This window comes from Streptomyces sp. NRRL B-3229, assembly GCF_000719505.1.
Lineage (GTDB): Bacteria > Actinomycetota > Actinomycetes > Streptomycetales > Streptomycetaceae > Streptomyces > Streptomyces griseorubiginosus.
On sequence record NZ_JOGP01000053.1, the window covers coordinates 1 to 5903 of the forward strand.

The following is a 5903-nucleotide window of genomic DNA, read 5'->3' on the forward strand; positions in this document are numbered from 1 at the left end:
TCCTTGCTCAGCGAGACGTTGCCACCCTTGGACAGGGAAACACCCATGGTTCATTCCTCCACGCACGGTCGGTACGAGTCCGCGTCACGGACCCCGAGTTAGAATCTACAGCACTGTAGAAAGTTAGTCGGGTGGGGCTCGGGCCGGCGCAACTCCTGTGCGCGAGAGGGCCGGTGGGGCCTCGATAGGATGTCTGGCCGGACAGTGAGAGGGATGGCGAGAGGGATGCGGAGAGGAGGCAGGGCGTGACGGAACACCGGAGCAGTCCCCGGCGTCGGGGTCAGGGTGAGCTGGAGGCGCAGGTCCTGTCGGCCCTGCGCGAGGCGGACGGACCGGCGACCGCCGGCTGGGTGCAGGAGCGCCTGGGCGCCGATCTCGCCTATACGACGGTCATCACGATCCTGACCCGGCTGCTGGCCAAGGGCGTGGTGACCCGGGAGCGGGCGGGACGGTCCTTCGCCTGGACGCCTGCCTCGGACGAGGCCGGCCTCGCGGCGCACCGGATGCGCAGGGTGCTGGACGCCGAGAGCGACCGGGAGGCGGTGCTGGCGAGCTTCGTCACCGGCCTCGGCCCGGACGACGAGCGTCTGCTGCGGGAACTGCTGGGTCATGCGCGGGTCGAAGGGGAAGACTGAAGCCTCATGGGGGTGTTCGTCTTTCTGCCGCTGGTCCTGCCGCTCACCGCGTGGCCGGTGGCGCGCCTGGCCGAGCAGCATCTGCATCCACGCACCGCGACCCGGCTGCTGACCGCCCTGGCGGCTGCGATGGCGCTGTGCAGCACGCTGTGTCTCGGGCTGGTGATGGTGGTCGGCACCGCGCAACTGCCCGGCAATCCGCTCCCCGACGGCTGGTCCGACCCCGAGGTCCGCGCGGCCGTGCCGTTCGACGAGGTGGCCGGCAAGGTCGCCATCCCGGCGCTGATCGCCGTACTGGCGGCCTGTGGGCGGTCGTTGTGGCGGCACGGCCGGGTGCGGCGCCGGGCGCACCGGGCCCTGGCAGGGCTCCCGGACACCGGGGTGGCCGTACTGCCCGACAGTGTCCCGTACGCGTATGCGCTGCCCGGTGGCCGCCGGGACCGGGTGGTGGTGACCACCGCCCTGCTGGAGTGCCTGGAGCCGGCCGAGCGCAGGGCCCTGTTCGCGCACGAGCGTGCCCACCTCGCCGCCCGGCATCACCGCTTCCTCCTCGCGGTCCAACTCGTCTCGCTCGCCAACCCGTTGCTGCGGCCGCTGCGGACGGCGGTGTCGTACACGGCGGAGCGGTGGGCGGACGAGGAAGCGGCGCAGACGGTCGGCAGCCGCCGTACGGTGGCGCGTGCGATCGGCAAGGCGGCCCTGGTCTCCCGTGGTGCTCCGTCGCTCACTCTGGCCGGGTTCGCCGCGCCGGGGCCGGTGCCGCGCCGGGTGGCGGCCCTGCTCGGCCCCGCACCCGTCGTGCGCAGCTGGCCGTCGGTGTTCACCGAGATGGGGCCGGCGGCCTGGGGCGCGGCCGCAGGTACGGCGGTCTCCGCCATGTCGTCCGCGAACTCCGCGGTGACCATGCTCTTCATCCTGCACGCCGCGACGCCGCTGTGAACGAGACGGTCCGCCGATGAGCGCGGGGTGCCGGGCGGTGTCCTGACGGTCCGCCCGGCACCCCGCGCTCCGCGTGTCGGTCAGAGGTCGAACTCGTGCGGCGGCAGATCGAGAGCGAAGCACGCCTCGCGCACCACGGCCTGCTCGTCCTTGTCGAAGTCCCCGTCGGCACCGCCGATGATGACGCCGATCTGGATGACCGCCCGTGCTTCGGCGGGCTTCTTCCTGGCCTTGGCGATCTCCTGGAGCACGCTGACCTTGCCGAAGTCGAAGTCGGTCGTCAGCTTGGTCAGATTGTCCTCGAAACGGCGTCGCAGGTCGTCGGCGGGGAAGTTCTGAAGCACCTCGTTGGTGGAGATCAGCTGGGCCACCCGCTGCCGCTCGGACGGGTCGACGGTGCCGTCGGCGGCGGCGACCAGGGCGCACATGGCCATGCTGGCGTCGCGGAAGGCGCCGCTCTTGAGGTCGTTCTTCTTCGCCATCAGCTGGGTCTGCATCGTGGAGGCGGATTCCTTGAGTCGGTCCCACAGGGCCATGCGAACTCCATAGGTCGGTGGGGAGCCGGTCCGCCGGTCGGCGAACCGCACGAATATCTACAGCAATGTAGAAACTCGCGGTGGGGCCGACAAGTTCCCGCCGTGTCCGTGGAGTCCGGTCGAGTGCGGAAGACCCTGTAGGACGTGCCCGTGATCGGTCAGTCCTCCTCGTCCCCCTCTTCCTCCTCGCCCTCGAAGAAGTCCCCGATCTCGTCGACCACTTCGGCCGCGACCATCCCGCCGGCCACACCAACGGCCAAACCGGCCGCGCCCGCCGCGATCGCGGTGCCCATGCCGGGTCCGGGACGGCGGCCCTCGTCGTGGTGCTCGCCGCGGCCGTAGTGGTCGCCGTGTCCATGACCGTGGGCGTACGGGGCGTGGCCGTGGACGGCCTGTGAGCTGTACGCGGCCCGGTGGTCCACCAGTTGCCGGATCCAGCCGTCGACGACCGTGTTCCAGTCCTAGTGGTCGACGCCCTCGTGGGAGACGCTGAACCTGGTCACCGCGTCGTGACCGGAAGAGAACAGGCCGCCGCGCTTGTCCGCCTCCAGGACGACCTCCATCCCGCCCGGGCCCGCCAGGAGCGTCACCTCGATCTCGTTGACCTGGTGGGCGTACTGCGGCGCCGGCGTGAGCTCGATCTCCTGGTAGAAGGGCAGATGCTGGCCCGTGCCGCCGATGTGCCCGTACTCGAGGTCGGCCGACTTGAACCCGAAGCCGAGCTGCCCGAGCGCCTCCAGGATCGCCTCCTGGACCGGCAGCGGAGCGATGTTCAACTGGTCCAGGTCACCCTTGTCCTTCGCGCCGGCCACGGACAGTTCGGTCCGCACGCCCAGCACGATGCCGAGGCCCTGCCCGTACAACTCGGTGATCGGCGATTCCCAGGGCAGTGTCACGGTGAACGGAACGCTATGCCGTTCACCCGCCGCCAGCCGGAAGCCGCCGCCGACGATGAACCGGTCGAAGACGACGACGCCCTCGCTCTCGTCGTCCTCGTGCTCTGCCTCGACCCGCGCCACCAGCTCCAGGCCGATGTGCTCGATGTCGAAGTCGGCGTCACCGCCCCTGAGATGGACCTGTCCGGTCAGCGTGGAGCCGGGTCGGCCGGCACCCGGATCGAGAACCGTGTCCACCGTGGGCCCGCCCACTCCGAGCGATCCGAGCAGCCTTTTGAACACCATCGTGGCGTCCACTCCTTACGCATGTGTTCCTGTGAGGCCCTTCCCGTGTGGACCTTCTACAGGTGCGTAGAAGCTTAGGCGGCCCGGAAGCGCGGAGAGGTGAGGGCCGCGGGAGTGTGGCGCAAACGGCCGAAAATGACTGGATCCGGTGCGTAGTGGCGGCGCCGCACCCGGACCCGCGCGTCCTCTCCGGCCGGAGCAGGCTGACGCGAGGGTGGGTGTGCGGCGGAGACCTCAGGGGCGGTCCTGCTCCTTGAGTGCCTTCGCCTCGCTCTTGAAGATCCGTGCGGCCTTGCCCGCCGACCGTGTCAGCTCGGGCAGTTTCTTGATCCCTACGACCACTACGACGACGAGCAGGATCAAGGCCAGTTCACTCAAGCCGAACATCAGGTCCGCCCTTCCCGGTGGGGCCATCGGCCGAAGCGGTGAACCGGCGGCACGCGGCAACTACAGTGCTGTAGAAGCATCCCCTGGAGGGTGATCGCCCAACAAGTCCGTCTTCGAGCCGAGTTGGCCGGATGTCGTCCTTGCTGTTGCTGTTGCTGTTGCTGAGCGCCGGGCACCTGTCGGCGGGGTCCCGGCGCTCTCTGCGGCCGGAGCCGCTGGTGGCCAGGGTCAGCGCGGAGGCGAGACGTCGATGATCTTGCCCTTCGCGTCGAGCGTGTGGGTCTCCCAGTACACGTCCCACTTGTCGCCCACCTCCTGCGGCACCTTGCCCTCGGGGTATCTCGCGTACCCGGCGTCGGGCTTCTCCCCGTCCGGCACACACGCGGAGCCGGTCCCGCCCACGGCCAGCACGGGGTACTCCCCGCTGCCGCAGATGTTCTCCTTGTACTCCCAGCCCGCGCACCCCGTGAGCGAGAGCAAAGCTGCTGCGCCTGCCAACGCGGCGCCGATGCGTGCCATTCGAGGCCGCAGGCTGGAGTTGGTCAGGCTTTCGCTGCGAGGCGTGGTCACGGTGTTCTCCCTCTCGTTGTCCGGTGTGCCTCCACTCTCGTCGCCGTACAGCCACCGCCTCCTGAGTACCCGTACTCAAAGCCGGCCGCACGGATGCTCAACGTTCCTGGGTGCTGGGTCAAAGTCGCTTCAGGCGCGGTTGGTTACCATCTGGCTCCATGTCCGAGTCCGAGCACGTCCTTGACTGGTTGCAGGGCTGGTACGCCGCACAGTGCGACGGCGACTGGGAACACGAGTGGGGTGTCACGATCGGGACTCTGGACAACCCGGGCTGGATCGTGAGGATCGATCTCGAGGAGACGGCCCTGACGGACCGGGAGTACCCCCGGCAGCGGGTCACTCGAGGCGAGCACGACTGGGTGATGGCCTGGACGTCCGAGAGGACCTTCCACCTTGCGTGTGGCCCGGGCAACCTGACCGAGGGACTGTCGATATTCCGTACCTGGGCGTCCGGAGACGTCGAGGGAGCACCCTGACCAGCGCTCACGCCACGAGCGCGGGTCTGCCGCGCCGGCGCAGGTGGGCGTGCGGGCCGACCGTCTCGACGGACAAGGCGTCCGGCCGCGCGCCCCTCACCTCACCCCCCGTGCACAACCCCCGCCATGCTCACCGCCACCCCAGGGCCGGAGCCACGTGTGTCAGGATGCTCTCGATCACGTGGGCGTTGTAGGCGACTCCGAGCTGGTTCGGCACGGTCAGCAGGAGCGTGTCGGCGGCGGCGACCGCCTCGTCCTCGGCGAGCTGCTTGACCAGGACGTCGGGCTCCGCGGCGTAGGAACGGCCGAAGATCGCGCGGGTGTTGGCGTCGATGTAGCCGATCTGGTCCTTGGAGTCGGCCTCGCGGCCGAAGTAGGCGCGGTCGCGGTCGTCGACCAGCGCGAAGATGCTGCGGCTCACCGACACCCGCGGCTCACGCGCGTGCCCCGCCTCCCGCCAGGCTTCACGGTAGGCCTCGATCTGCTTGCGCTGCTGGACGTGCAGCGGTTCGCCGCTCTCGTCGTCCTTGAGGGTCGAGCTCTGGAGGTTCATCCCGAGCGAGGCGGCCCACACCGCGGTGGCGTTCGAGCTGGATCCCCACCAGATACGGTCCCTGAGGCCTTCGGAGTGCGGCTCGACGCGCAGCAGCCCCGGCGGGTTGGAGAACATCGGGTTGGGGTTGGGCTCCGCGAAGCCCTCGCCCGTCAGCACGTCGAGGAGCCGCTCGGTGTGGGCGCGTGCCATGTCGGCGTCGGTGGCGCCGTCGGCCGGCACCTGCCCGAAGTGGCGCCAGCCGTCGATGACCTGCTCCGGGGATCCCCTGCTGATGCCGAGCTGAAGTCGGCCACCGGAGATCAGGTCCGCCGCTCCGGCGTCCTCGGCCATGTACAGCGGGTTCTCGTAGCGCATGTCGATCACGCCGGTGCCGATCTCGATCCGGCTGGTCCGTGCGCCGATCGCGGCGAGCAGCGGGAACGGCGAGGCGTGCTGCCGCGCGAAGTGATGAACGCGGAAGTACGCGCCGTCGGCCCCCAGCTCCTCCGCGGCGACCGCGAGATCGATCGCCTGGAGAAGGGAATCCGCTGCCGAGCGCGTCTGCGAGTGCGGGGACGGCGTCCAGTGACCGAATGACAGGAACCCGATCTTTTTCATATCGCTTTCAACAATCAAGGTCGGGG

General features: G+C 69.5%; 7 protein-coding genes and 1 pseudogene. 3 read left to right on the plus strand and 5 right to left on the minus strand.

Annotation, left to right across the window (positions count from 1 at the left end; all coding sequences use genetic code 11):
• Positions 1 to 245 precede the first annotated feature (245 nt).
• Positions 246 to 635 (plus strand): BlaI/MecI/CopY family transcriptional regulator, encoded by a 390-nt coding sequence (locus tag IF54_RS0138340; protein WP_030327300.1) that lies wholly within the window; start codon positions 246 to 248, stop codon positions 633 to 635.
• A gap of 6 nt (positions 636 to 641) precedes the next feature.
• A complete protein-coding gene (locus IF54_RS0138345) occupies positions 642 to 1574 on the plus strand; it encodes a M56 family metallopeptidase (protein WP_030327301.1) in 933 nt (310 codons plus the stop codon).
• 80 nt (positions 1575 to 1654) lie between these two features.
• Here IF54_RS0138345 and IF54_RS0138350 read toward each other — a convergent pair whose 3' ends face one another.
• From IF54_RS0138350 to IF54_RS0138365, 4 genes and pseudogenes are all read right to left on the minus strand, one after another.
• Entirely contained in the window at positions 1655 to 2110 is a 456-nt protein-coding gene (locus IF54_RS0138350; RefSeq protein ID WP_030327302.1) for a tellurite resistance TerB family protein, read from the minus strand.
• 158 nt (positions 2111 to 2268) lie between these two features.
• Positions 2269 to 3291 (minus strand): annotated as a pseudogene (locus IF54_RS40150) (sporulation protein).
• A gap of 234 nt (positions 3292 to 3525) precedes the next feature.
• Positions 3526 to 3678 (minus strand): twin-arginine translocase TatA/TatE family subunit, encoded by a 153-nt coding sequence (locus tag IF54_RS0138360; RefSeq protein ID WP_030327303.1) that lies wholly within the window; start codon positions 3676 to 3678, stop codon positions 3526 to 3528.
• 228 nt (positions 3679 to 3906) lie between these two features.
• A complete protein-coding gene (locus IF54_RS0138365; RefSeq protein WP_030327304.1) occupies positions 3907 to 4197 on the minus strand; it encodes an SCO0607 family lipoprotein in 291 nt (96 codons plus the stop codon).
• A gap of 209 nt (positions 4198 to 4406) precedes the next feature.
• Between IF54_RS0138365 and IF54_RS0138370 the strand changes: the two genes are divergently transcribed.
• On the plus strand, positions 4407 to 4724 hold the full coding sequence (locus IF54_RS0138370; protein ID WP_037821173.1) for an immunity 53 family protein: 318 nt from the start codon (positions 4407 to 4409) through the stop codon (positions 4722 to 4724).
• Positions 4725 to 4854: 130 nt separating this feature from the next.
• On the opposite strand, the gene IF54_RS0138375 is transcribed toward IF54_RS0138370, so the two are convergent.
• Positions 4855 to 5877, minus strand: a complete 1023-nt coding sequence (locus tag IF54_RS0138375) for an LLM class flavin-dependent oxidoreductase (protein ID WP_030327306.1) — start codon at positions 5875 to 5877, stop codon at positions 4855 to 4857.
• Between the last annotated feature and the right edge of the window lie 26 nt (positions 5878 to 5903).

Coding starts and splice junctions, on each gene's coding strand:
- IF54_RS0138370 (WP_037821173.1), top strand. CDS start 4,407: ATGTCCGAGTCCGAGCACGTCCTTGACTGGTTGCAGGGCTGGTACGCC.
- IF54_RS0138350 (WP_030327302.1), bottom strand. CDS start 2,110: ATGGCCCTGTGGGACCGACTCAAGGAATCCGCCTCCACGATGCAGACC.
- IF54_RS0138365 (WP_030327304.1), bottom strand. CDS start 4,197: ATGGCACGCATCGGCGCCGCGTTGGCAGGCGCAGCAGCTTTGCTCTCG.
- IF54_RS0138375 (WP_030327306.1), bottom strand. CDS start 5,877: ATGAAAAAGATCGGGTTCCTGTCATTCGGTCACTGGACGCCGTCCCCG.
- IF54_RS0138360 (WP_030327303.1), bottom strand. CDS start 3,678: ATGTTCGGCTTGAGTGAACTGGCCTTGATCCTGCTCGTCGTCGTAGTG.
- IF54_RS0138345 (WP_030327301.1), top strand. CDS start 642: ATGGGGGTGTTCGTCTTTCTGCCGCTGGTCCTGCCGCTCACCGCGTGG.